23 protein-coding genes are annotated in these 26,322 nt (G+C 36.1%); 14 read left to right on the top strand and 9 right to left on the bottom strand.

The window, feature by feature from the left end; all coding sequences use genetic code 11:
* Positions 1 to 54: 54 nt before the first annotated feature.
* Positions 55 to 1,677, top strand: a complete 1,623-nt coding sequence (locus QA612_RS09415) for a M20/M25/M40 family metallo-hydrolase (protein ID WP_278283538.1) — start codon at positions 55 to 57, stop codon at positions 1,675 to 1,677.
* 624 nt (positions 1,678 to 2,301) lie between these two features.
* Here QA612_RS09415 and QA612_RS09410 read toward each other — a convergent pair.
* The 5 genes from QA612_RS09410 to proC all read right to left on the bottom strand — a co-directional run bounded on the left by QA612_RS09410 (position 2,302) and on the right by proC (position 7,260).
* Positions 2,302 to 3,195 carry a divergent polysaccharide deacetylase family protein gene (locus tag QA612_RS09410; RefSeq protein ID WP_278283537.1) on the bottom strand — a complete coding sequence of 298 codons (894 nt, stop codon included), beginning with the start codon at positions 3,193 to 3,195 and terminating at the stop codon, positions 2,302 to 2,304.
* Positions 3,196 to 3,460: 265 nt separating this feature from the next.
* Positions 3,461 to 3,757, bottom strand: coding sequence for a MerR family transcriptional regulator (locus QA612_RS09405; protein ID WP_278283536.1), 297 nt, complete (start codon positions 3,755 to 3,757; stop codon positions 3,461 to 3,463).
* A gap of 154 nt (positions 3,758 to 3,911) precedes the next feature.
* Complete coding sequence (locus QA612_RS09400) at positions 3,912 to 4,733, bottom strand: ion transporter (protein ID WP_278283535.1); 822 nt, start codon at positions 4,731 to 4,733, stop codon at positions 3,912 to 3,914.
* Between the two features lie 193 nt (positions 4,734 to 4,926).
* Complete coding sequence (locus QA612_RS09395; protein ID WP_278283534.1) at positions 4,927 to 6,240, bottom strand: phytoene desaturase family protein; 1,314 nt, start codon at positions 6,238 to 6,240, stop codon at positions 4,927 to 4,929.
* Positions 6,241 to 6,396: 156 nt separating this feature from the next.
* Positions 6,397 to 7,260 (bottom strand): pyrroline-5-carboxylate reductase, encoded by an 864-nt coding sequence (proC, locus tag QA612_RS09390; protein ID WP_278283533.1) that lies wholly within the window; start codon positions 7,258 to 7,260, stop codon positions 6,397 to 6,399.
* Positions 7,261 to 7,497: 237 nt separating this feature from the next.
* On the opposite strand from proC, the gene QA612_RS09385 reads away from it, so the two are divergent.
* Complete coding sequence (locus QA612_RS09385; RefSeq protein WP_278283532.1) at positions 7,498 to 8,289, top strand: SDR family NAD(P)-dependent oxidoreductase; 792 nt, start codon at positions 7,498 to 7,500, stop codon at positions 8,287 to 8,289.
* A 220-nt stretch (positions 8,290 to 8,509) separates the two neighbouring features.
* Here the strand turns inward: QA612_RS09385 and gdhA are convergent, their stop codons facing one another.
* Entirely contained in the window at positions 8,510 to 9,892 is a 1,383-nt protein-coding gene (gene gdhA, locus QA612_RS09380; protein WP_278283531.1) for an NADP-specific glutamate dehydrogenase, read from the bottom strand.
* Positions 9,893 to 10,037: 145 nt separating this feature from the next.
* On the opposite strand from gdhA, the gene gltC reads away from it, so the two are divergent.
* Together gltC and QA612_RS09370 are read left to right on the top strand one after the other, a co-directional pair.
* The gene (gene gltC, locus QA612_RS09375) at positions 10,038 to 10,943 is read left to right on the top strand and encodes a glutamate biosynthesis transcriptional regulator GltC (protein WP_278283530.1); all 906 of its coding nucleotides are present in this window, start codon (positions 10,038 to 10,040) and stop codon (positions 10,941 to 10,943) included.
* Between the two features lie 384 nt (positions 10,944 to 11,327).
* Positions 11,328 to 12,596: a Y-family DNA polymerase gene (locus QA612_RS09370; protein WP_278283529.1), complete on the top strand. Its 1,269-nt coding sequence runs from the start codon at positions 11,328 to 11,330 to the stop codon at positions 12,594 to 12,596.
* Between the two features lie 68 nt (positions 12,597 to 12,664).
* Here the strand turns inward: QA612_RS09370 and QA612_RS09365 are convergent, their stop codons facing one another.
* On the bottom strand, positions 12,665 to 13,015 hold the full coding sequence (locus QA612_RS09365) for a YolD-like family protein (protein WP_278283528.1): 351 nt from the start codon (positions 13,013 to 13,015) through the stop codon (positions 12,665 to 12,667).
* A 260-nt stretch (positions 13,016 to 13,275) separates the two neighbouring features.
* Between QA612_RS09365 and QA612_RS09360 the strand changes: the two genes are divergently transcribed.
* The 10 genes from QA612_RS09360 (at position 13,276) to QA612_RS09315 (ending at position 23,992) form a co-directional block, all read left to right on the top strand.
* The gene (locus QA612_RS09360; RefSeq protein WP_278283527.1) at positions 13,276 to 13,587 is read left to right on the top strand and encodes a hypothetical protein; all 312 of its coding nucleotides are present in this window, start codon (positions 13,276 to 13,278) and stop codon (positions 13,585 to 13,587) included.
* A 527-nt stretch (positions 13,588 to 14,114) separates the two neighbouring features.
* Complete coding sequence (locus QA612_RS09355) at positions 14,115 to 14,675, top strand: RNA polymerase sigma factor (protein WP_347568866.1); 561 nt, start codon at positions 14,115 to 14,117, stop codon at positions 14,673 to 14,675.
* The gene (locus tag QA612_RS09350; RefSeq protein ID WP_278283526.1) at positions 14,641 to 16,710 is read left to right on the top strand and encodes a hypothetical protein; all 2,070 of its coding nucleotides are present in this window, start codon (positions 14,641 to 14,643) and stop codon (positions 16,708 to 16,710) included. The genes QA612_RS09355 and QA612_RS09350 overlap by 35 nt, the downstream gene beginning before the upstream one ends.
* A gap of 237 nt (positions 16,711 to 16,947) precedes the next feature.
* Positions 16,948 to 17,415: a low molecular weight protein-tyrosine-phosphatase gene (locus tag QA612_RS09345; RefSeq protein WP_278283525.1), complete on the top strand. Its 468-nt coding sequence runs from the start codon at positions 16,948 to 16,950 to the stop codon at positions 17,413 to 17,415.
* 491 nt (positions 17,416 to 17,906) lie between these two features.
* The gene (locus QA612_RS09340) at positions 17,907 to 18,590 is read left to right on the top strand and encodes a TasA family protein (RefSeq protein ID WP_278283524.1); all 684 of its coding nucleotides are present in this window, start codon (positions 17,907 to 17,909) and stop codon (positions 18,588 to 18,590) included.
* A 144-nt stretch (positions 18,591 to 18,734) separates the two neighbouring features.
* Entirely contained in the window at positions 18,735 to 19,595 is an 861-nt protein-coding gene (tapA, locus tag QA612_RS09335; protein WP_278283523.1) for an amyloid fiber anchoring/assembly protein TapA, read from the top strand.
* A gap of 3 nt (positions 19,596 to 19,598) precedes the next feature.
* Positions 19,599 to 20,207, top strand: a complete 609-nt coding sequence (gene sipW / locus QA612_RS09330) for a signal peptidase I SipW (RefSeq protein ID WP_278283522.1) — start codon at positions 19,599 to 19,601, stop codon at positions 20,205 to 20,207.
* A gap of 39 nt (positions 20,208 to 20,246) precedes the next feature.
* A complete protein-coding gene (locus QA612_RS09325) occupies positions 20,247 to 20,939 on the top strand; it encodes a TasA family protein (RefSeq protein ID WP_278283521.1) in 693 nt (230 codons plus the stop codon).
* A 321-nt stretch (positions 20,940 to 21,260) separates the two neighbouring features.
* Positions 21,261 to 23,108, top strand: a complete 1,848-nt coding sequence (asnB, locus tag QA612_RS09320; RefSeq protein ID WP_278283520.1) for an asparagine synthase (glutamine-hydrolyzing) — start codon at positions 21,261 to 21,263, stop codon at positions 23,106 to 23,108.
* A 137-nt stretch (positions 23,109 to 23,245) separates the two neighbouring features.
* The gene (locus QA612_RS09315; protein ID WP_278283519.1) at positions 23,246 to 23,992 is read left to right on the top strand and encodes an SDR family oxidoreductase; all 747 of its coding nucleotides are present in this window, start codon (positions 23,246 to 23,248) and stop codon (positions 23,990 to 23,992) included.
* A 100-nt stretch (positions 23,993 to 24,092) separates the two neighbouring features.
* Here QA612_RS09315 and QA612_RS09310 read toward each other — a convergent pair whose 3' ends face one another.
* Entirely contained in the window at positions 24,093 to 25,613 is a 1,521-nt protein-coding gene (locus tag QA612_RS09310; RefSeq protein WP_278283518.1) for an NCS2 family permease, read from the bottom strand.
* Between the two features lie 103 nt (positions 25,614 to 25,716).
* Complete coding sequence (locus QA612_RS09305; RefSeq protein WP_278283517.1) at positions 25,717 to 26,313, bottom strand: xanthine phosphoribosyltransferase; 597 nt, start codon at positions 26,311 to 26,313, stop codon at positions 25,717 to 25,719.
* Between the last annotated feature and the right edge of the window lie 9 nt (positions 26,314 to 26,322).

Here is a 26,322-nt window from a genome sequence, read left to right as displayed (position 1 = left end):
ATTTATCGAAGGTTTTAAAAGCAAAGAGAAAAGGCATGGTGGAGGTTGGTATGCATGGATAAATGGCAAACGAAGGATGGTTTAAAAGATCTTACGACTGCCCTTGTAGAATTTGGGAGTGTTACAGGTTCCAGTGAAGAAATAGAGATTATGGAATTTGTAGAAAAGGAGCTTCAATCCCTTCTTTATTTTCAAAAAAATAAAGATTTCTTGCAAACATACTTTACGGATGACGGAAGAAAATTTGTCTCAGCCCTGGTGAAATCGAAAACAGTAACGAAGAAAACAGTCATTTTAATAGGGCACTTAGATATAGTGGATATTGACGATTACGGGCAATTAAAACATTTAGCATTTCGCCCTAAGGAATTAACAAAACAAATGATAAAACAAAAGAAAGAACTACCAATATCTGTCCAAAATGATTTAGATTTTAATATAGATGACTGGTTGTTTGGACGTGGTGTAATGGACATGAAAGCAGGAGTTGCTGTGTCTATGTCTATAATTGAAGCAGCTACGAAAGAAGAATTTGATGGGAATATATTATTTCTCGCTGTACCAGATGAAGAAGTTGATTCGGTAGGTATGAGGTCTGCGGTTCCTATATTAGTGGAATTGGCAAATAAGTACAACCTACAATATAATGTTATTTGGAATACAGAGCCTATGTTCGGGAAATATCCTGGAGATGAACAGCTTTATATTTACCAAGGATCACTTGGGAAAATTATGCCTGGCTTTTATTGTTTTGGAAAAGAAACCCATGTAGCACAGCCTTTTTCTGGATTGAACGGAAATTTCATGGCCTCTTATATTACTAAAGAGCTCGAACTAAACCCTACTTTTTCAGAAAAAATAGGGGAAGAAAAAACACCACCTCCTAGTACTCTTTTACAAAAGGATTTAAAAGAGGGATATTCTGTCCAAATTCCTCATGAAGCTGTTGCTATCTATAACATAATGACGATGAAAAAAAGTGTAGAGGACATAACGGAGGAATTAGTTGATTTAGCAAAAAATGCTGCCAAAAACGTAGCTAAGGCTTACAGAGAAAGGGAAATATCATTTTCTGATCACCATGAACCAAAGGAGCTAGCTATTTCGGTTATGACTTTTCAAGAGCTTATGGAGGTGGCTGTGAAAAAACTAGGAGAGACTGAGGTGGAAAACCTCCTATCATCAGCTATTAACACTCATAGTTCAGGAGATGATCGAGAATTGTCTTTTCAAGCTATTCGCGAAATAGCGGCTGTGTGTAAAGAGTTAGGACCGATGATTATATTGTTTTATGCACCACCCTTTTATCCTCCGGTTTCATCCGTAGACAATAAAGTAGTGGATCATTTAACAAAATCGTTAATAAAGGTAGCCAACGACGAGTTTGACATACACCTCCAAAGCCTTCAGTACTTTCCAGGCTTATCAGATTTAAGCTATACTTCTTTGCATGAGGAAACATCTTCATTTATCTCTCTAATTAGCAATATGCCCGTTTGGCAGCAAACATATGAATTGCCTTTTGAAGCAATGAAGCAATTAAATGCTCCCGTAATTAATTTTGGACCACTAGGAAAGGATGCACACAGCTGGACGGAACGTTTAAATCTTAGTTTTTCCTTTGAAAGATTGCCTTATATGATAAAGGAAGGAATTAATCATGTGTTTTCAGATTAACATTGTGAAAAGAAATAGAAGAGGAGTATGAGGGAGAATGAGAGAGAATGAAGGAGATTGAACTAGGGGGAAATGAAGCAGGTACAGTTGAAGCAGGTACAAAAGTAACCGGTTCAATCCGGGAGAATGAGGGAGAATGAGAGAGCTTGAACTAGGGAAAATTAAACCGGATAAGTAGAAAAACCTATTATTCAAATTCCACTTGCATGAGAGGTCTACCCTGAAAATACGAAAGAAGACTCGATATTGTTTCCGCAAATAATGGAAAATCAAAAATGCAGGAAGAATGAAGCCGCTTTTGTTCCCACAAATGGTGGAAAATCAAAAATGCGGGAAGAATGAAGCCGCTTTTGTTCCCACAAACGGTGGAAAAACGAGTATGCGGTGAGAATGAAGCCGCTAGATAGAAATATTTTCATCTCCCATGGTGCAAATCTTCACTTGCATCGGCGGTCTACCCTGAAAATATAAACGGTTAAGCAGTGGAAGGCGGCGACTCCAGCGACAAGATTATGCTTCACGAATCCACTACGAGTTGTCACTACTGATGAAGCTTTAGAGAAACACTTGCACAGGTAGAGAAATAAGCTTTTTAGACTAGCAAAGTATTATCTTGATGTTTCACTATGGTGTATCTTCATTAACTCCTTCTTGCCAAAAGGATCCAGGCTTTTTCTCAATTTTTGTCTTTAGAAGGTGTGAAACTGGAACAATGGAAACATTTTTCTCTTCAAAATGGGGTAATGCATCATTAATTCCATGAAAGGTATCTATTCCTTTAACACCTACATGACCAATAGCAATTGCAGAGCCACGACTTTTGGCTATATTACATAAGTGGAGCATTTGCTTATATACATGATCTCTAGAAGAGAAGCTATCGTCTAAAAAGGAGTCTCTTACGGCAAAAGGTATGTCTAGCTCCTTTGCAATTGTCGGAAGAACCGAATCACCACTGGTGCCACTATCAATGACATATAAGTTATGTTCCTTCGCTACTTCCAATATTGCTCGAACAATTCGTTCATTTCCTACAATTTTAGAACCCATATGATTATTTAATCCTTTTGCATTTGGAACGTCCTCAATCGCTTTTCTTACACGTCTTTTTACTTCCTGTGTATCTAAATCTGATGTTATTGGTAAAGGACCTAACCACGACTTCTTTCCTTTCTTAGGTTCAAGAGGAAGGTGAATCATTACCTCTAGACCAAGGGTATTAGCTAAATTTGCTTGTTCGGTAGATCCATCTAAAAAAGGCATGATTGCAACCGTAATTGGAATATCTGCCTCAAAGAATTTCTTGACTCCCCCTGTATTTCCCCCAAAATCATCAATAATAATTGCTGCTTTCCCTTCCTTCTCTATTTCTTCAGCAAAAGTAATGGAGGGAATGCAATAAACAATTAGTAGATAAAAAAACAACAGAGCAATAAGAAGAATATTTATAGAAGGGTGAAAGCATCTGTTCCTTGTAATAGTATTTACAATAGGTAACTTTTTAAATAAGACAAACATGTATATACCTCCATCTGTAGTTGGTGTATTTTTAGTATGTCTTATAATAAAGGACTAATGAGTAAATTGATCTAATTTTTTTTAGATAGAAGAGCAGTGTAGACTTACCAATGACGATATTTTTGTAATGAAGTAATAAGGAAAGTCTAGAAAAACAGAAAAGTAGCCAAGAAAAAACTTTTCTTAGCTACTTTTTACCTTAAGGATGTATGAATTTTTAATAGCATTGCTTACACAACAATAAAATCTACCTACTTAATAATTCTTATTTCCGCATTCTAAAGGCAGCATTTAACTGACCGCGTAGCATTTTTTCTCTAATATCCGCTTGCTTCATTTCCTCGCGACGGATTTCAAATGTTTGCATACCATCTTCAATTTTGTTGGCAATTTCCACTAATCTTTCAACGTCATGGAAGGAATACTTCCTTGTGCCACCCTTACTCCGTTCTGGAAAAACTAACTTTCGTTCTTCATAGTAACGAATTTGACGTTCAGATAAGCCTGTTAATTCACTTGTGATCCCAATACTAATAACTTTTTTTTCTTTATATGTTGACAAAGGAAATCCCTTCCTTCTTACAAATATTTTGTGATTAGTAATACTATATCACGATTTTTTTTTAGGATGATAAAACTTGTAAGATAATCTGACAAGGGATTATTTCTAATAATCAATATTTTCTAAAACTTTACTGGTGTGGAGCAAAGTAAAGTCACGTATCTTTTTGATTGAACTGATTTTCTATCAATGCTTTTAATTCACGTACTTCTTGGCGTAATTCTACAACTTCCTTATGGGTATTTTCTTCCTCTTCGTCTGCAGATTCTGTTTTCTCTACATTATTAACAATGACTCCAATAAATAAGTTGAAAATAACAAATGTTCCTACGAGTACAAATGCTACAAAATATACCCAAGACCATGGTAGTTGTTCAAAAATAGGTCGCATAACCTCACTGGCCCATGATTCTAATGTAACAACCTGAAAAAGAGTAAGTAATGATAGCTCTAATGATCCAAAGTATTCAGGTGCTACTTCACGGAAGAGCATTGTTCCTGTGACAGCAAAAATATAGAAAATAATACTCATTAGAAGCATAATATTGCCTAATGCTGGTATGGTCATTAATAAGGCATCTACAAGACGTCTTAAGGATGGGATGACTGATATGGCCCGGAAAACACGGAGTACCCGTAATATTCTAAGGACAGTAACAAAGTGTGCTCCAGCAAAGATATGCCCAGCTGATACGATTAGAATATCAAACCAGTTCCAACTACTTTTAAAAAAATCCTTTATATTTGGGGATGCAAAAAGACGTAGTAATATCTCAATGGAGAAAATCCATAAAAGAGTCACATCAATTCTGAAGAAAAGCATAGAATTCCCTTCATATATGGAAGGGTAGGTTTCTAAACCAACGATAACAGCATTAAACATAATTAAAAATATAATAATTCGTGAGAAGTATCGATGATTTACTATGAGTTGAAGCTTCTTTTTCCAAGAAGGTATATTCGTATCTTTTGTCATATTACGTGCCTCCACTATTTCAGCATTTCCTAATTAAATAAAGATATAAAATCGATTTTTGTCATTCTGTGAACTTTTCTTTACTCCTCTATTATTCTACTAAAAAGTTAAGTAAGAATAAATAAATCCCCCTCTCCAACTTATTCCAGGAGAAGGGGAATGGTAAATAGTGGTGAATATCTGATATAAGATCTTAAGCGCCTTGTTGCTCTGCTTGTTTTTTTAATATTTGCTGACAAACATTGTATGCACTTGAAAAGGAGAGTTCTGAAAGCTGTCCAGTTCCTTGACACCAATCTCCAGCAAAATAAGCATTCTTGATTCCGGGGAAGGATGTTGGTAATCCTCGCTGGTTCATTGTCCATTTAATTGCTTGAACAACAGCTACCTTTGATACACGAGGAACGACTAATTCCTTTCGCCATCCATCAAAGTGTTTATCATAAAAGTCTTCAATCCTATTCTTTATGTGTTCATGTGATTGAGTACTGTCCACTTCATTTGCTTTTAGATAAGCTACTGCTTGGAGCAACTGGCCTCCTGGAGGAGCAGCTTCCATATCATAATAGGATATGTCTGATATAAATATTTGTCGGTCTTTATCGAAAATATATGTGTATGGTGATTCAATTCTTCTTTTTAAGCCAACATCGTAAAACATGACGTAAGTTGGTTCATAAGAATTATAACTTTCTAAATCAGATTGTAGTGGCGTACTGTTAAATAAAACCTTCAACTCATCTGGTGGTATGGCAAAAATAAAATCATCTGCAACGAATGTATGTTTACTGGTGTGTATTTTTGTTACGGTCGATTTCTCTGTAGTAATACCAGTCACTTTCGTTTTAGTAATAATTTCACCATTATTTTGTTCTATTACACGGACAAATTCGTCGATGAGTTTTCTCCAGCCACCCTGAATATAGCTGACTGGAATATTCGTTTTAAAAAGACGTTTATAATACCCAAAAAAAACATCTGAAGGGATGCTCTCTGGTTCACCTGTAAAAAAGTTAGAGGATGCTAGGTTTAACATCATTTCCTTTACAGCTGGACTCACTTTTTTTCGATCGAGCCACTGTTGTATAGATAAGGTAGGGTCTCCTTTTTCAAAACCAAGCATGGTAAATAAAACGTGGTATGCAAAACGAAATTTATCCATACCCTTTAAAAGCTTTGTTTGCAAGAGGCCGCCAATATTTGAAGGGACAACAGAAACTTCTTCCCCTAAGTCATATTTGGCTTTCATCTGTGTGAATTCTGACCAATAAAGCTTTAGGTTTAATTCTTTCTCCATTAATGCTAAATAAGATTTGTCTCTACCGTAAATAGCGTGTGCCCCAAAATTGAATTGGAACCCTTTCATGTTGATGGTCATAGCACGACCACCGAGCTTACCTCGTTCTATAACTGCAACTTTTTTCCCGCTATGCGAAAGATAAGCAGCAGCTGATAACCCGGCTAAGCCACCTCCGACGATAATGACGTCGTATTGGCTTTTTTTCATATTCATACCTCCTAAATTAGGTGGAAAAGGTTAAGAGTAGTATTAATTAAGTAAGAAAACACTATCAAATAATGGTTTAATTATAGCCTATTCTTACTAGAATGAAAAGGTATGATTATTATACTCAGGTGTGAATTCTGAAAATTCAATAAATTATTAACGTTTATTATAATTCATTAACTCTTGAGGGTTCTTTAAATCCTTAAGTTCTCCTAGCTCAAAAGAACGTTCCCAGGCTCTTAATATACAGGAGATAAGGGATTGTTGTACATTATTTGCTTCTAGAACTTGAAACCCAGCTTCCGTTGTTCCACCTGGGCTCATGATCTGTTTATATAGTTGAGCTGGCTGTTGATCACTGTCTTGTACTCGTATACTTGCTCCCAATAATGTTTGAGAAACGAGCTTTTTGGCTAAGGCTGGTTCAATTCCCATGTTTTCAGCTGCCATTTCCATAGCCTCCATTAAATAATAAATGTAAGCAGGTCCACTTCCTGTTAGAGCAGTTGCAGCGTCCATTTGATGTTCTGCAATAACTGCTGTTTCACCTACTCCTTGAAAAAGTCCTTCAACTTTCTTAGCTATTTCAGAACTTACTTCTTTTCCAAAGGCAATTGTAGTCATAGATGCTCCAACAGATGCGGAGGTATTAGGCATCGTTCGGATGACAGGAATCTTTTCTTTCTCCACTTCTTTTTCAATAGCATCTGTAGACACTCCTGCCATAACAGAAATAATTGGAGTATTCTTTGTAAAGGAGGATAAATACGGTTGAATAGCACTTTTCCAATCCTTTGGCTTACATGCAAGAATAATAAATGTATCTTCCTTAATAAGTTCCTTTTCGGATCTTGTTGTTTGTATTCCATAAAATTCTTTTAGTTCATTAAGTCTACGATCATTTGAACGATTCGTGACAGTAATTTGTTCCCCTGTTAAGTGGTTATTTTTCAACCACCCGCTAATTAATGCTTCTGCCATAGCTCCGGCACCGATAAAGCTTATTTGTAGTTGTTTCATGTAGTGATGGCCTACCTTTCTATTTGAAATTTGGTTATTGTTTATAAAATAGCATTTTCAGTCTATATAAAAGAAATGATTCCAATCTATAGTGGTATTAAATGTCCCTAATTATGAAAGTGTTCATCGCATCTGTCAATACTTTATTAAATAAAAATTTTTATCTTCGACCAGTTTACCCCCATTCGTTATAATAAACAATAGATATGAATAGTGAAATAGAGAGGAAAGTGTGTAATGAATAAATTGCAAGGATTAAACGTGGTTATAACTGGAGCATCAAGTGGAATAGGGGAACAGCTTTCTTATGAAGTTGCGAAGAGGGGCGGTACCCCCATTATGCTAGCTCGATCGTATGATAAGCTAGTGGATCTTGCTGATCAAATTGAGAAGGAAACGGACGTAAAACCGATTGTATATAGGGTGGATGTTGCAGAGGAAGAATCGGTAAAGGGCGTGTTTGCAAAAGTAGAAAAAGAAAATGGCCCTATTGACGTCCTAATTAATAATGCCGGCTTTGGAGTTTTCGAACCTGCTCACGAATCTTCCTTAGGAGATGTGAAATTAATGTTCAATGTAAATGTTTTTGGGGCAATAGGATGTACACAGGCAGTATTACCATCTATGATGAACAGAAAAAAAGGACACATAATATTTGTAGCTTCTCAGGCAGGTAAACTGGCAACACCAAAATCCAGTGCCTATTCAGCTACTAAGCATGCTGTTTTAGGCTATGCAAATAGTTTACGAATGGAGATGCAGGAAGAAAGCATTTATGTAAGTGTTGTAAATCCTGGACCAGTTAAGACGCAATTTTTTGACTTGGCAGATCGTACAGGAGACTATAAGAAAAGTGTAGCAAGATTCATGATTACTGCAGAAGAAGTTGCCAAAAAAACAGTGAATCTAATTGAAAAACCAAAGAGGGAACTTAATTTACCAGCTTGGATGAATGTTGGGACGAAATTTTATCAAGTATTTCCAAGTCTAGTAGAAAAAATAGCAGGGAACCAGCTTCGAAAAAAATAACGAATTAAGAAAAGCGCAAGGTACCCCAATTCCGCCTAAGTACAGCCTACGTCCTGTAGGCAACGGCGTAATATCAACATCCTGTCTCCCAGACAATGTTAGAAAAAAATTTATAAATTCCTTTAAAAAAAAGAGGAGAAGTCTTTAATTGGTAAGATTAAAGACTTCTCCTTATATGGGGGGCTTTCTACGAAAGAAATTTATTATTTATGATGTTATTTTAAACAACACCTTGAGATATCATTGCATCTGCTACCTTTTTAAAGCCAGCAATGTTAGCCCCAAGAACGAGGTTACCAGGTGCATTATAATTTTCAGCAGCTTCCATACTTTCTTTATAGATATTTTTCATAATATCTTTAAGCTTCGCATCAACCTCTTCAAAGCTCCAAGATAATCTTGCACTATTTTGAGCCATTTCTAAAGCAGAAACAGATACACCACCTGCGTTAGCTGCTTTTGCCGGTCCAAAAAGAACGTTATTTTCTTGGAATACGGAGATAGCTTCTAATGTTGACGGCATATTTGCACCTTCACCAACAGCTACTACACCATTTGAAACAAGCGTTTTTGCTGAATTTTCATCAATTTCATTTTGTGTTGCACACGGTAGAGCAATATCACAAGGAATAGACCAAATACCAGAGAATTCCTCCACGTACTTTGCATGTGGATGAATCTCAACGTATTCCTTAATTCGTTTTCTCTCCACTTCCTTCAGTTGCTTGACAGTTTCTAAATTAATACCCTTTTCGTCGTAAATATATCCACTAGAGTCACTACATGCTACTACTTTAGCACCTAGCTCCATAGCTTTTTCCATAGCATAAATAGATACATTTCCAGAACCAGACACGACCACAGTGCTGTCCTTAAAGCTACGACCTTTATCCTTCAACATTTCTTCTACAAAGTAAACAGTCCCGTACCCAGTTGCCTCCGTACGAACGAGGCTTCCACCGTATCCGACACCTTTTCCTGTTAAAACACCAGCTTCATATCCACCACGAAGTCTTTTGTATTGGCCGAACATATAGCCAATTTCTCGACTACCTACACCAATGTCCCCAGCAGGAACATCCTTATCTGGACCAATATAATTACAAAGCTCTGTCATAAAGCTTTGGGTAAAACGCATAATTTCTCCGTCAGATTTCCCTTTTGGATCGAAATCAGATCCACCTTTTCCTCCACCAATAGGCTGACCTGTTAAGGCATTTTTAAAGATTTGTTCGAAGCCTAGAAACTTAATGATACTTGCATTAACAGATGGATGGAATCTTAGTCCCCCTTTGTAAGGACCAATTGCACTGTTATACTGGACTCTGAATCCTCTGTTAACTTTTACGTTACCTTTATCATCTACCCATGGTACTCTAAAAGAAATGATTCTTTCCGGTTCAACAATTCTTTCAAGAATTCCTTGACTAATATATTGAGGTTCTTTTGCAAGAATAGGAATTAAGGATTCAAATACTTCCTTCACCGCTTGTAAAAATTCATTTTCGTTTTGATTACGTTTTTTGACAGTTTCAAAAACCTCATTAACATAATCTCTTGCAAATTGTGTTTCTGTTGTATTTACTTCTTTTACTATCGGCATCAAATTTCCCCTTTCAAATTTACAAATGTTACGTCCTATTGTTAGATTTTGTCCTATGTTGTATTTTATAATTATTTAATGATCTAAACAATATAAAAAATAGATAGTAATAATGCCGAAATGAGATTGATTTAGGAGGTAGCAGATGGAACTAAGGCAAATTAAGTACTTTATGGAGGTTGCAAAGCGTGAACATGTGACTGAAGCTGCAGATGCACTTCATGTAGCTCAGTCTGCAGTTAGTAGGCAAATCTATAATTTAGAGTCGGAACTAGGGGTTGATTTGTTTATTCGAGAAGGTCGTAGTGTAAGGTTGACTCCCATGGGACGTATTTTTTTGGAACGGATGAAGCAGGCCATGAATGTGATTGATGATGCGAAACGTGAAGTGGAGGAATATTTAGATCCAGAGAGGGGGACGGTCCGAATTGCTTTTCCTATTAGTATGGCAGCATATACGTTGCCAACTGCAATTTCGGCATTTAGAGAACAATACCCTCATGCAAAATTTCAGCTTAAACAATCTCTTTATTATGATTTAATTGATCGAGTCATCAGAGGGGATTATAATATGGCACTTATAGGTCCTGTTCCTAAGGAGAGGAAAAAAGTAAATTGTAGCATCTTATTCACGGAAAATGTGGTTGCTTTATTACCTCTCAATCATCCCTTATCGGACCGCCATTCAATTAGATTAAGTGAATTAAAGGATGATTCCTTTATCTTGCTACCAGAGGGGTTTGTCTTTAGAGATATAGTCGTAAATGCATGTAGTAGGGTAGGTTTTAAGCCACAAGTATCATTTGAGGGAGATGATATCGATGCTTTGAAAGGTTTAGTTTCTGCTGGTTTAGGTATTGCTCTTATGCCGGAAATGACACTAGTAGATAACTTACCTCGTTCTACAGTTAAAATTCCAATTATTGAACCGAATGTGACGAGAACAGTTGGTGTAATTACTCCTAGTGAACGCCAGCTTCTTCCTACAGAGAAGCTTTTTTATGATTTCCTTAAAAAGTTTTTTTCCAAGCTAGATCGCTTTCAAAATTAAGTTTCATTTTAAACGCTATCTAAGTATCTTTTAACATAGACCTCTATGCAAGCGAAGTGAAACTTGCCCCATGTGGGATGAAAATAAGCATTTTTGTCTATACTTCGTTGAACTTTTATACCGCGTATTTTCATGGTAGATGAAAGAAAGAGTCGGCCATTGTTCCTGCAATAGGATAAACAGCTTTTACAGGAACATAGGAAGAAAAAAGCAAATTTGCAGGCACATAGAAGGCGCCAATGATCCTGCTGCATTCCACTCCTGACCCAATACTTATTTTCAGTCAATTTGAAAAGGAGTTAATTTCCAGTTGATCAAAGACTATATTTTTCATATAATAAGCCTACATAAATAGAACGTATGTTCTTTTTTGGGGGCGGGAATATGGAATTATCCTACGATTCTTTACCGAAGCGTACCATTTTGTGCATTGATATGAAAAGTTTTTACGCTAGTTGTGCAGCGGTCTCCTTAGGACTAGACCCTTTAAGGTGTCATTTGGCGGTTGTGGGAGATCGAAATCGTCAAGGGAGTGTAATTCTTGCAGCAACTCCAGCATTAAAAAAAGATTTTGGTATAAAAACAGGGAATCGTCTTTTTGAAGTTCCTGATGACTCAAGAATCCATTTAGTAAATGCAACCATGGCTACTTATCTATCTGTATCTGTTCAAGTAACAGAGCTGTTTCATCAGTACGTCCCACTGGAAGCAATTCATACGTACAGTGTAGATGAAAGTTTTTTAGATATTCGTGGAACAGAAAGGTTATGGGGAACGGAGTGGGATTTGGCGAAAAAAATCCAAAGAGATTTGCGTAATCGCTTTGGCCTTTCCTGTGCTATTGGTATAGGACCTAACATGTTGATGTCAAAGGTATGTCTTGATATTGAAGCAAAAACTAGGAGCTCAGGAATTGCCAAATGGACTTATGATGATGTGGAAAGGAAACTTTGGCCCATTATGCCATTACAAAAAATGTGGGGAATTGGTTCACAGGTGGAGAAACGACTTCACCGTATGGGAATATTTACAATTGGACACCTAGCACGCTATCCATTAAAAAGCTTAGAAAAAGCCTTTGGCATCATGGGAAATCAGCTCTATTATCACGCATGGGGTATTGATTTTTCTGAGGTAGGTGCACCTATATTAAGCGGTCAAATTAGCTATGGAAAGAGTCAAATTTTATTTGAGGATTATCATGATCCAGTAAAAATTAAACGGGTCATTTTAGAAATGTGTGAGGAGGTTGCGGCACGAACGCGAAAAGCTCATAAGGTAGGACAAACAGTGTGTTTGGGAATTGGATATAGTAAGAATGCTAGCCACGGGGGCTTTTCCCGTCAGTTAACGATGGTAGAGCCTACCAATATTACGATGGAAATTTATAGAGCTTCCATGGAGATTTTTGATAAATATTATGATGGAAACGTTGTTCGCCGTATTTCTGTAGCACTTGCAAACATTTATAGTGATGAATCCATGCAGCTAAATTTGTTTGATGAAAGTCGTCCAAAGCAACGAGAGCTAGGCTATGTCATGGATAATATTCGTAACAAATATGGGACTAATGCCATATTGCGAGCAGTCTCCTATGCAGAAGGAGGAACAGCAAGACACCGCAATACTCTCGTAGGAGGACATAAGAAATAATTAGTCATCATTTGTGGTGAAAAAAATGAAAAAGTAATAAAAGGAGGAGCCCCCTTATTTAGGAGCTCCTATTCGTCATACTCAAATTCTGATGCTACATTGATTTCCGTAATGTCATGAAGGGAAAGGGTTGTTTTTTCATGAGCTAGATTTAAAAGGGTAATCGTTCGGTGTAGTTGATCGATTCGGTGCACAAATCCTTCAACATTCTCCTCGATTCCATCCTTAATGGTTGTTACGGATAAAATCATTTCATGATGATATGCTTTTGCTAAAAGTCTGCTCCATTCTTCGAGCTGTTGTCCATCAAAATGTGGAGTTGATTTTTTTTCGTGCTTTTTAGCCATTTCCTTTAATTGTTGGACGTGCTCAGGAAGCATCATGGAAGTCCATTTTATAACTCCGCGATCACGATTCATTGATATGTCACCTCACGTTATTTCTACACATGTCAGTATCTTTTTGAGAACACATGTTCTATTTTATCTGAAAAGTGACGGTGAAACAAGTGAGAAAGAAATAAAAGGTTTTTCAGGATTTTTGCTACGGATAACTGTAAAACAATAGTCACAATTCAGGTGTCAAAAAAGTCTTGAGAAGGTGTATAGTTAGTGCTGTAATTAGTAAATTACGTGATTAATTTCACAAAATAATTTATTACTAAGAAGGAGCGTTTGTCATGATCGTTAAAGACTTAGTAGAGACGAGAGAATTGATGATCGAAGAAACAGGGGACGATGTTGTTGTTGTTTATGAACGATTTGATAATGTAGATTGTCACTGTGAAGGAAAGAATGTAGAAACAATCGAATGTGACCCAGAAGAAGTGGTACAAATTTTAACTGGATGCATGGATGATTCATTAACAAGTGTAAAAAAGTATCAAGTAGGTGAACAATTTTCATCTTTAGATGAAATTATTAAAGATATTCAAAGTAACTATGGTCATCTTTTAAAAGACTGTGCTTCACTTACAGCCGCTTTAAAATAATCTTACTTCTTCATTACAAGGTAAAGATAGATTGATGTAGGGAAAAACATGATTTTCTTCGGGAAATCATGTTTTTTTGTGCAAAGGTAATTTATAAATTTTTTTCTAACGTTGTCTAGGAGACAGGATGTCGATGATTTAACCTTTGCCCACAGGACGTGGGCGTTCTTAGGTTAAATTGAGGCGCTATCGGCTCGAGGTCAAATAACCTGCCCGGATTAAAAATATAAGATCGCACTTTTTATCGGCCAGAACATTTGCATATCGGTGATGAGACAGGATGTGGATATTACGCCGTTGCCTACAGGACGTAGGCTATACTTAGGCGTAATTGGGGCGCCTTGCGCTTTTCTTATTTTCGAGTGTGAAGATTCTTTGGAAAAAAGGTCTGCAGTTTGGAAGGGGTGGTAACACCCATACGAGAAATAGTAGTAATACCCTACACAAAAAGTTTAAAGAAAACTGCGACGAACACTAAGCACATTGCGTCTCAATATAGAATACGTCCTAGAAGAGGGGGGATGGTGATGCCCGACATGTCTCATGATAGAAAAAAAGAGGAGATTTCCGATTGGTATTTTACACATAGTGATGCCATATTAAAATTTATTTTACTAATAGTTCGAGACTACCAGCAAGCGGAGGATTTAACCCAAGAAACCTTTGTGAAGGCGTATAAGCACTATGAGTCATTTAAAGGGACATCAACACCGAAGACGTGGCTCTTTTCAGTAGCTCATAACGTAACGGTAGATTATTTAAGAAGGAACAAACCGATTGTATTATTTAAAGATTTTTTTGGTTCGTACTCAGTAGATAAAAATCCTTTACCTGAAGACATTGTTGAAATAAAGGAAGAATCAAAGGAATTATATGATGCCATTAGTAATCTTAAATACTCTTATCGTAAGATTATTATTTTAAGGAAAATGAAAGAATTCTCCACTCGTGAAGCTGGTGAAATCTTAAATTGGTCAGAGAGTAAAGTGAAGTCCACATTATCGAGAGCAATGGTAGCTTTAGAGAAGGAGCTAAATAAAGGGGGGAATTCAAATGAAGCCATTTCAAAGACAGCTAAAAGATCATGACATAAAGAAATTAGACAATGACATCGTGTGGAAAAATGAACGTCAGCACCATGTGCATTCGAAAGTCATGAATGATATCCATGACATAGGGAGTAAGAAAAAAGGAAAGGTCTCTTATTTATACGCAGCTAGTATTGCCTTATTTCTTATGTTTGTTTTCGTAGGCTACTCTTTAATTACGCAAGAGGAAAGAAGCTTATCACCAGAAAATTCCCTTCCTATTTTAGATCGAGAACGTGAAGAAATTGATGAGAATCTCCCTGAAAAAAACGATCATTTCCTTACTTATAATGGTACGTATGATGAAACGAATGAATATTATTCCATAGGACTAACGGATGAAAGGTATCGGTATTTAATTCAAGGAAGCGTTCCAAATGTTAACATAGATGTGGTACAGCAGATTAATTTTAATGCAACAGAAGAGATGAATCAGGAATTTATTTTCACCTATGGATTAAGAACTGCATGGTCGGGTCTCCATATGGAAGACTTTCGTGTAATAGATGATCATCTTCAATTAGACTTTTATGAAGAAGGATTACTTGAATTTAGAGGTTCTACAGGTGTAAGAATGGGGGTGTTTAGTGTAGATGCTTTTGCTGCAAACTTTCGTTGGCAAGCAGATCATTACACCGCCTATGGTGACGGAGTTCCCTTTTACCATTCTGGGGAAGATTTTCATTTAGAAAACCGTCAGATTCAATCAAACCGTTTTTTCTTTCCTGTCACAACAGATAAAAGTATATTTCTAGCACAGGAAATACATGTACATGAAAGTGAAGAGGAATTGTTCGATGCCTTTTTCTCTGAGCATAGAGCCCCTGATGGTGACCAGGAGCTAATGGTCAATTTGTCTATGCTTTCTTTTAACTATGTTGAAAGAAATGAGGAGCAAACGATTATTTATTTAGAAGGGGACATGGAGGAGGTTAATGAACAAAATGAAAAGATAAAGGAAGAAAGTATGAAAAAGTTAATTGCTCATGGTGTTGGAATGAATATTTTATGGAATCCAGAGTTGCTCCAGATTAGTGATGAGGAAGTAAAAATTATGTTGAATAATGAAGTGATTTTCGAAGGAATGCTTTCAAATATTCGCTTTAACATGATTGATTGGCTAGAAGATAATAGTAAACAAGAGGAAAAGATCATAGCAACGATAGGTAATGTCATGACCTTTGAAGGGAATATGAACGAAGATCTAAAAGATATATTAACAAATGAACAATTAATGATAGAAGTAGCAACGATTGAAGGAGTTCAAGAAGATCCAATTATAGAATTTCATTATAATGATTCGATCTATAAGCTGTATGAGAGTGTGAATATAATCATGATAGATGACTACTACTATGAGGTAATTGGAGAGCAAACTTATACCGACTTATTGTCATTAACCTTTGCTACCTTAGACGATCTAAAGACTATGCAGCTACACGGAAATGATTATGTTCTTCGTTTTTCAGATCATGATCAGGAAGTTGAACTGACTAATGAGGAGAGAGAGCTTCTTGAGGAGTCTTTTTCATTAGCAGAGGAACATGATTCTCAGTTTTATGGCTTTCCATACCCAGGTGCCAGTATTTTAGTAGATTCTATCCTAAATATTGAGTTATATGAGGATAAGGAAATATGGATTTGGATGGACGGATTCCTTTCAAAAAGCTTTCAAATAGATAGTGCAGTATACGAATTACTCCAAGCAAATTATCGAGACATGTTTGAACGGAGAGGGATCTTCGACTCATATGAACTAAGCGTAACACTTCCCGAGTATGATAACGAAGTGATAATGGATAACTGGAATTATCGGAATGATTCCCTCTTAAGGCTTTTCGATTTTGAAAGCGAACAGGTAAACGGGAATAATATTGAGATTTTGAAGGAAATGGATAAAATTGAAATTAAACTAGATAACGATCTAAATCGGATGATTATTATATATGAAAACGACTACTGGCTATATGATGGAACGTATTATATACAAGAAAATATATTTGAAACGTTTGTGAATAACATGTTAGCTGGATAAAAAGTTATGTTTTACAACGAAGGGGGAGGACTCAGGCGTATCCATTAAATGGGATAGAGACAAGAAAGAAGGTCGTGTATTCACTTGGCATACAAGATAAGTACAGAACTCAGTATAATTATTGAGGCAGTACACAACTTATATTCGTATAATAAGCTATTTTTTGTGTTAATTTCGTTGTATCATAGGCTATAATAAATGTGAAAAATGAGAAAGTGTTTAAAGGGGAGAAGTTGTGTGATTAAAGTTTTGTTCGTATGTTTAGGGAATATATGTCGGTCTCCAATGGCGGAAGCAATTTTTCGTCAAAAAGTAAAAGAGGCTGGTTTAGAAAATGAAATTATAGTTGATTCCGCTGGTACTGGAAGTTGGCATATAGGCAATCGCCCCCATGAAGGTACATTAGCTATTTTAGAGGAAAATAATGTGAGACATGAAGGGATTATTGCGAGACAAGTGGAGTCAAAAGATTTAACAGAGTATGATTATATTATTGCAATGGATGCTTCAAATTTAGGGAATTTAAATAAATTAAAAGGAATGGCAACGAATACAGGTGAGATTTTACGTTTATTAGATTTTACACCTTCCAAAGGGATCCAGGATGTGCCTGATCCGTATTTTACTGGAGATTTTGATGAAGTATATGATTTAGTAGCTGATGGCTGTGATAAGTTACTTGAGTACGTTAAGAGTAAAATGTAAAACAGAATACACGAAAAACAGGACATTCTTCATGAATGTCCTGTTTTTTTGGTATATAAAGGTGTTATTTTCATTTGCATACTATCAAACAAATGTTTGATCAATCATTTTTTTGTTCGTTTAAAAGAACAGGAAGGGCCTGAAAGTGAATTCTTTATAGAGAATAAAAAGTGAAATTCTAAGATATCATAAGGTATTTGAAGATATTTAGAGTATTTTTGTTCTTAATATGGAATTTAACGAAAAAATGAAGGTTTTCATCATGTTTTATTTTTCTTATACTGAACTTGTTAGTTCGATAAAACGAATAAATACCTTTGTTTTGTTCTTTATAAAGATTTGAAAACATTGGAATTTTTTAAAAGACCTAACAAATTTTAAAAATACAACAAGGATATTTGCTCCATTAGATTCTTTTTGGTTGATATCTTTGCAGTAGCAAAGGTTCACATAAAATACATACCCGTTAAGGGTGAAAGGGAGGAATTATTTTGAGTATTAAGAAGAAACTTGGAATGGGAATTATGTCAGCCACATTAGGATTAGCGTTAATTGGAGGAGGAACATTCGCCTATTTTAGTGATCAAGCTGTACAAACGAACACATTTGCTTCAGGGACAATTGACTTAGAAGTAGATCCAACTGTCCAAGTTCCAATGGAAAACATTAAACCCGGTGATTGGATGCCAAGAAGCTTTGAACTTCAAAATAATGGTTCTTTAGACATTAAATATGTAGACCTTAACACAGAATACACAGTAAGAGATGAAGATGGAGACGTAGTAGTACCTGGACTTGCTGATGCATATGCTGAACAGCTTTATGTACAGTTTTTGAATAACACAACTGGTGATGAAGATTACGAAGTGTTATTTGAAGTATCTTTATATGATTTAGCTAATTTAACACCAGAAGACTTAGCTACAAAAATTGATATTGAAACTGTTATGACACAACCAGGTGTAATCTGGCTTCCAATTATTGGATGGGTTGGACCGCCTCAATATGAAGATATTCCTGAAGAAGTAACTGGTATTGCTGCTGGTGACACAGCTGACTTCGATGTTCAGTTCCGATTCAATGATACTGGTGAAAGACAAAATGAGCTTCAAGGTTTAAATTTAGATCTTACTTGGACGTTTGAAGGATTCCAAACTGATGGTGAAGAAAGATAAATTAGTTTTAAAAGGAAAGGTGAGTTTTACTCACCTTTCCACCTATTTATTTTTTATCATAAATACACAAAATTTTTTGTACATTTATGATAGAAAGTAAATAAATATAACCATTTATGGGGTGTATACATAGAGGAGGAATGAATGGTGAGAAGTTCACGATTCAAAATGTATCGAAGAAAGTACAGCAAGTTAGTTATCTGCACCAAATTATTAATCATTTGGTATGCACTAGTAGTATCCATGTCGTTATTAACCTCCGGAACAGAAGCATATTATAGTAATTACTCAGAAACAAAAACAATTATTTCTTCAGCTGAGTATTGGTGGGATAAAAGTAATTTAGACTTTATCAATGAAGATGACCAGCAAATTAACGAATGTAATCCTATTATTATCACTTTATTAAAAAATGTTGGAGCAGACATGACAGGTGAAACGGAATATGAAGTATATTTTGTTGAAGATGGAGACCCTCAACAAAACGGTACGATCATACACAGTGGTGAATTTGATCCTCTTGATGAAGGGGCTGTAACAGAATTAATGTTAGAAGTTGAAGAAGATGGAATTTACCAATTTAAGGTGTATCAACGTAAAGGGTACAATCATGATTATGATAATAGAACAGAAATTTGGAGTGAAAAGGTATACGTAACTTGTAGTATTGAAACGATTGATTCAATAGAGGTTGAAGAAGACATCGAACAGTCTCAGAATGATTCATCAGAAAGTAAAGAACAAAAAGAGGAAGAGGTAGATACTTCTTCAGAATCTAGAGATGATGAACAAATGATAGATGAAAAGCAAGAAGAACAGAATAAGAAAGAGGAAAATAAAGAGACAGAAGCTGATCAAGAATTAGAAGAGAAGGCTGAAAAGAAAGAAAATAAGAAACATGAAGATAAGCAGGTTGAAATTGTAGATGAAGATAATGAACATTCAGAACAGGATAAACAGGAAGAGAAAAAGGAAAAACAAGAAAAGGAACAGGAGGGTGAATAATCGATGAAGCATTGGAAAGTAGTAAGAAAAATAGCAGGTGGATTAATAAGTTTTACTCTATATGTTTCTCTCATATTCATGGCTTTTGTCGTTATCACTACACAAGCTTCTGGTGGTGAGCCTGAACTGTTTGGATATCAAATAAAGACGGTCCTATCTGGATCCATGGAGCCTGAATTTAAAACAGGATCAATCATCGCAGTAAAGCCTGGAGGAGATATGACAAGGTTTCAAGAAGGTGATGTCATTACCTTCATGCAAGAACGTGACATTTTAATTACACATAGAGTCGTGGATGTTATTCATAGTGGCGACAATGTCATGTATGAAACAAAGGGTGATAATAATGCTGCAGCGGACAGAGATTTGGTTTTATCTGATAATATTGTAGCGGAATATTCGGGATTTACAATTCCTTATGCAGGGTATTTAGCAAGCTTTGCTCAATCTAGAGAAGGTAGCGCACTTTTGTTAATTGTCCCAGGGTTAATCCTATTACTATATGCAGGAATTACGATTTGGCAAGGAGTTAGCCAATTAGAAAGTGATAAAAAAGCACTGAAAAGATTAGAGAGGGAAGAAGAGCTAAAAGAGCTGTCTAAACATTTATAAATAAAAAAGATGGTGAAATAATCCACAGAAGGTGATAATATGCAAAACAAAATTAGATTAATATTTGTTTTAGGCAGTGGTTTAGCAGTATTTCTTTTATTTTTCTTGAGTGTACAATATAGTAAAAATACTTTTGCAGATGATGAACCTATTTCAATTTCCACAACTCCAGATAGTATTTTATTTTCTGTTTCGAATATGAAGCCAGGGGATTGGGCGCAAAGAGAGTTAACTATTCAAAATAGAGGAGAACAAGATTTTGTTTATAATATGGAAGTAGAACTAACTAGTGGATCAGAAAAGCTGTTCAACGGTCTAACACTAGAAATAAATGATGCTAATGGTCTTTTATTTGAAGGTAGTTTAGAAGAATTTAACGGTATAGAATCGAGACTTCTTAGAACATTGCATGAGGAAGTGCTCAATATGCTAGTGAAGTTTCCTTCCCACCTAGGAAATGAATATCAAGGACTAGAAGTGGAGGTTGAATTCTTATATTTTGTAGAAGAGTTTATTTCAGATGATTCACAAGATACTCAGGTTGGGGGAGGACAATATATTCCTCCAATAATAATTGATAGTGATACATTTGAATTCGACCCTGACGAAGAAAATGTCATTCTTCCGTCTACTGCAACAAACTCATTTAATTACCTTTTCATTGGTATTATCACTTTCTTAACTGGTGTATCATTCTATCTATTTCATCGAAGAAAAAAGATTTTTTCCTAATAGGTATTTTGAAAAAATTTGAAAAGTTATTAAAAAAGAGGCTATCCTAAAGGTCATTTAAATAATGACTTATAGAGGGGTAGCCTTTTTTTTCTTGGCAAAATACATCTAGGAATTGGGATTTCCATTACACAAAAATAGATCGAGTGTAACAGACAGCGACTGCAGTTTAAAAGTAATGGATAAAGAGGAAAAGAAATTATTTTTGTGATTCTATAATTGTAAACGCTACCAGAGGCACATTGGACATGGGCTATTGAATAGCATAGTAAAAAGTGAAATACATGACTAATCTATTTTTGAAATGAGGGATCATTTTTTATGTGTGGAATCACTGGTTGGGTGGACTTCCATCGCCCTTTAAAAAATGAACACGAGACGATTGAGAAAATGGCAAAAACGTTAAATCGTAGAGGTCCAGATAAGACGAATAGTTGGATGGGCGAAAATGTATCCTTTGGACATACACGACTAATTGTGGTGGATCCGTCAGGTGGAGCTCAGCCAATGGTTCGGAAGCATGAAGGGCATACATTTACAATCTGCTACAATGGTGAGCTATATAATACGGAGGATATTAGACAAGAGCTTTTACAACAAGGGTATACATTTGAGTCTCATTCTGATACAGAGGTTTTACTAGTAGCATACATTCATTGGCGGGAGCAGTGTGTAGATAAATTAAATGGTATTTATGCCTTTGCCATTTGGGATGAGGAAAAAGAGCACGTATTTTTAGTTCGAGATCGATTAGGGGTAAAACCGCTGTTTATTTATAAGCATGGGGAAGGAATGCTCTTTGGTTCAGAAATGAAAGCAATTTTAGAACACCCTGAAGTGAAAGCGGAAATTGGTGAGGGTGGATTACAAGAAGTATTTGGTTTAAGTCCTTCACGAACACCAGGTCATGGAATATATGAAGGAATGGAAGAGCTTCGCCCAGCTCATTGGATGCGTATATGTAAGGGCGGAGTAGAAAAAAGAAGATACTGGCAAGTAAAAAGTAAACCGCACACGGACTCTCTCGAGGAGACCGCAGAAATGGTAAGAACCTTGTTCATTGATACTGTTCAACGACAGCTTGTTGCGGATGTACCAGTTTGTACATTCTTATCAGGAGGAGTAGATTCCAGTGCCATTACAGCTGTGGCATCAAATTACTTCGAAAAAGAAAATAGAGGGACATTAAAAACATACTCTATTGACTACGATGAGAATGAGCAATATTTTGAAGCAAGCAAGTTTCAGCCTAACTCAGATGGGCCATGGATTGAAAAAATGCGTAAAGCTTTTCAAACAGAGCATCATCCGTGTGTTATTACAAATGAAGATTTATTTGATTATTTAAGAGGGGCAACATTAGCGCGAGATCTACCTGGCATGGCTGATATTGATTCATCTCTATTATGGTTTTGTGAACAAATAAAAACGGATGTAACGGTGGGACTTTCTGGGGAATGTGCGGATGAAATTTTCGGTGGCTACCCTTGGTTTCATGATGAAAGTATGATGAATCAACCTACTTTTCCATGGATGAGTTCTGTAACTGAACGTCAAGGAATGCTAAAGCCTACTTGGAAGGACCGATTACAGCTAACGGATTATGTGGAACAACGGTATCGGGAAACGCTAGAAGAAGTTCCGCACCTTGATGGAGAAGAAGGTATTGACAAAAAGCGTCGCGAGCTATTTTATATTAATATGATTTGGTTTATGACCACCCTATTAGATAGAAAGGACCGTATGAGTATGTCAGCAAGCTTAGAGGTCCGAGTACCATTCGCAGATCATCGTCTCGTTGAATACGTATGGAATATACCTTGGGACATGAAAATGCATGGAGGAAGAGAAAAAGGAATTTTACGAAAAGCACTAGAAGGGGTATTACCAAACGAAGTTCTATATCGAAAGAAGAGCCCTTATCCGAAAACGCACCATCCTGTATACACAAGGTTAGTAACGGAAGGCTTAGAGAAAATCATTAATGACGGCGATTCTCCATTATTTGAATTTTTTGATCGAAATGCGTTGCAGCAGCTAGTTGAAACGAAGGGTGCCTCCTTTAAACGGCCGTATTTCGGTCAGTTAATGACAGGGACACAGTTAATTGCCCACCTTATCCAAGTTCACATTTGGCTTTCAGAATATGGAGTGAAAATAAAAGGATAAAGTTATAAGGACGCCTATCAAATTCCTCATTTGATAGGTGTTTTTAATGATGAAATGTAGAGTTATGTAAATAAAAAAGTGCTGAATCTTCTGATATAATTTAATTAGTAAGACAACCTTAAAAAGAGGTGATTTAGTTGGTCAAAAAATGGAACAATAAAAGTGTTCTAGTAACAGGTGCAGCAAACGGAATAGGAAAGGCTCTAGCAGAAGGGTATAGCAACATTGGCGCCCATGTTTATCTAATCGACACTGATGAGAAGGTAGGAAAAAAACTTGAAGCATCCATATTGGACAAGGGGCAAGAGGCAACGTTTATAAAAGGGGATGTATCAAAGGAACAAGATGTACTCCATGTAATGGATTACCTGAAGCAACGTGGAGAGTCGCTTCATGTGATTATCAATAATGCAGGAGTTTCAAAGTTTGCACCTATTGATGAAGTATCCTTTTCAGATTGGGAAAAGATTATACATACTAATTTAAGTAGTGTATTTCTATTTTCAAAATACGGTTCACGATTCATGAATGAAGGTGGATCCATCGTTAATATTGCTTCTACAAGAGCAACGATGTCTGAACCTCATTCGGAAGCTTACGCTGCTTCGAAAGGAGGAATTGTGGCACTTACACATGCGTTAGCTGCAAGCTTAGCAGAAAAGAAAATTAGAGTGAATGCCATTAGTCCTGGTTGGATTATGACTGGTGATTATGATTCCTTAAGAAAGGTGGATCATGATCAGCATTTATCAAAGAGAGTCGGGAAGCCAGAAGATATTTTTAGAGCATGTTTATATTTAACAGACCCAGAAAACGATTTTGTGACAGGGGAAAATATAGTGGTGGATGGTGGCATGACTCGAAAAATGATTTATCATCATTAATAATGGTGTAGCACAAGTGATCAATCGTTTATTTTAATAGTGAACGGAAAAAGGCTAGTGAGGTAAATAACCATCCTCACTAGCCTTTTCATTTATTATTTTATGCTGCAGTATTCGTTTTTACTTTTTCTCTCTCTTGTGCAGTTACTTTTACATTCTTTAGCCAGTAAGCTCCAAAGAATACACCAATTAGTACATAACCGATGGCAAATTCACTTGCTGCTCCAAAGCTAAGCTGAGGTGCATGCATGAGTCCAATAAAGCTTAAGAAGGCAGCAATGAATGAGAAAATAGCAGCTTTATGGAATTCATGGTCAATTAAAAATACGGTAATAGCACCAAAAATGATTGCTGTAAACATTGCTCCTTGACCTAATGGAACAATTCCTTCAGAAAGATTTGCAATCATTTCTGGATTGTTTCCATTGAAACGAGTCATAAGGTAGTTTGCAAAGTAAGGTAGCATAGCGATTGCAACTGCAATATAGTATTTTTTCTCGTTTGTAGCAAAAGCCGATGAAACCATGGAAATACCCACGTAAACTAAGATTGGGGCAACGACAGCTACAGGGATAATAGCTGATAATGCTGCGATAATACCGAACATAGCAGCAATGAAAAATACACCAGCATTTAATATACTATAACCACGACCAGCACCCATCCATTTCGATCCAACAGATGCAATATACACAGTAGTTGGGAACATACCACCGAATACAGCACCTAGCATTGTACCTACACCGTCAACAGCTTGACATTCACGAACATCGTAAGAGTCTCCTTCAGCAGACATTGCTTCAACGTTATTCATCGTTTCCACAGCATTATAAATCGTAATTGGTAAAATGACAGCAAGTAATGCAATCATCGTACCGAATAAAAATTGGAATCCTTCGAACACAGCTAGTGAAGGTAATATTGGGTAAAAACCAAGATTGCTTAATCCTTCGTTAATGGCAGATACATCTGCGTAACCTAGACCAAAAGCTAGAACTGTACCGATGACGATGGCAAACAAGGATGCAGGAATTTTAAAAGGTAATGCGACTTTCCCAACTATCCCTAGTAAAATGACAGCTAGAACGAAAAGACCGACAACAGGCATCTCTAATGTCATAAAAAGCATTTCCCCGGCAATAAATGCTAGGGCTACCCCAGCAAGTGCTCCAAGCATTGCTGCACGAGGTAAATTTCGTTGTATCCAGTTTCCAGAAAAGCTTGCTAAAACTTCAATCACACCACTTAGAAAAGCGGCAGCTAATGCAATTCTCCAAGCAAGCTCAGGATCTCCTGTTAATGCGTTTGCTGGAACTAACACCCCAAATAAGAATACGAACATAACAGGAGTACTAATTCCATAGGATAAAGCAGTGACATTTGTACGATTTTCTTTTTTAGCTAGTCGATTTGCCATGTAAGCATAGTATAAATTACCAAAGATAACAGCAACAGCGGCTCCAGGAATTACCTTTCCAAATACAATACTTGCTGGAAACCCTAAACCGAGCATTGTTACCGCAATAATAACAAAGTTAGCTAAGTTGTTTTGAAATAGTGCAAAAAATGCATCTGTATCTTCTTTTTTAAACCATGGATAGTGAACAGTTTTTTCTGACATGATTCATAATCTCCTTTTTTGCCTTTGCTTAAGATCCTTTAAGCATAAACATTAATTTATGTTGGTTTTTAAAAATCAATAACTTCTATCGAATCCAATTTGTTTATTGTGAAACTGTTTTTGAATTTTCGTTTACAAATGTAACTTTATTATTTTCTAAAGAAGCGATTCGTGCTAAAGATTCAACACGATAACCATTTTCTAACAGTTTTTCACGACCAGGTTGAAATGATTTTTCAATAACGATTCCAATTCCTGCAATGGAAGCATTTCCTTGTTTAACAATGTCAATTAAACCTAGAGCAGCTTGACCATTTGCGAGAAAATCATCAATGATTAATACGTTATCATGCTCATTAATAAATTCCTTCGATATAGAAATTTCACTATTTTGTTGTTTTGTAAAAGAGTACACATTCGCTGTATACATATGATCAACCATCGTTAATGACTTTCTTTTTCGTGCAAAAACTAATTCACAATCCATTGCTAAAGAGGTCATTAATGCAGGAGCAATGCCTGAAGATTCTAAAGTAACAATCTTAGTTATTTTTTCATCCTGAAAGGTTTCAGCAAATGAATTTCCGATTTCTTTCATCAATTTTGGATCAATAGCATGATTTAAAAATGCATCCACTTTTAACACACCATCAGAAAGAACGGTCCCGTATTTTAAAATATAATCTTCAAGTAATTTCACGATTAAGTC

This window comes from Evansella sp. AB-P1 (assembly GCF_029688925.1).
Lineage (GTDB): Bacteria > Bacillota > Bacilli > Bacillales > Salisediminibacteriaceae > Evansella.
The sequence above is the reverse complement of the archived record's forward strand: the minus strand, read 5'-3'. Positions and strand labels throughout refer to the sequence as shown.